Annotated in this window: 1 protein-coding gene; it reads right to left on the bottom strand. The window is 60.3% G+C overall.

Annotation, left to right across the window (positions count from 1 at the left end; translation table 11 throughout):
- Positions 1-257: ABC transporter permease subunit (locus tag M2R48_RS21335; RefSeq protein WP_262087630.1), on the bottom strand; the 257-nt coding region annotated here is incomplete at its 3' end.
- Between the last annotated feature and the right edge of the window lie 123 nt (positions 258-380).

Raw genomic sequence — 380 nt, 5'->3', positions numbered from 1 at the left:
AAAAACTCCCCGAGGGCACGCATCAGGTTGACCGTGCCGAAATAAATCAGCAACACCCACAACAGTTCGGGAATACCGCGAACGAGGGTCGAGTAAGCCCCGCCCAGCCACTGCAGCGGCTTGTATGGGGACGTCTTGGCCAAAGCGCCGGCCAGGCCGAGTACCAGCCCCAGGCACAGGGCCGTGAGCGCCAGCTTGACGGTCATCAGCGCGCCGGCGGCGAGCGCCGGGCCGAATCCGTAGAGATCGAAATTCATGGTGTTTTCATATCGCGGCAGGCAAAGCTGAAAGCCGACGCGCCCCTGGGAGCGCGTCGGGCATACCGTTCAGATCATTCGATGCTGAAAGGGAAGTACTTGTCGTTGATCTTCTTGTAGGTG

The sequence above is a fragment of the Acinetobacter sp. I-MWF genome (assembly GCF_025433935.1).
Taxonomy (GTDB): domain Bacteria; phylum Pseudomonadota; class Gammaproteobacteria; order Pseudomonadales; family Moraxellaceae; genus Acinetobacter; species Acinetobacter guillouiae.
This window is presented reverse-complemented; position numbering and strand designations above follow the sequence as displayed.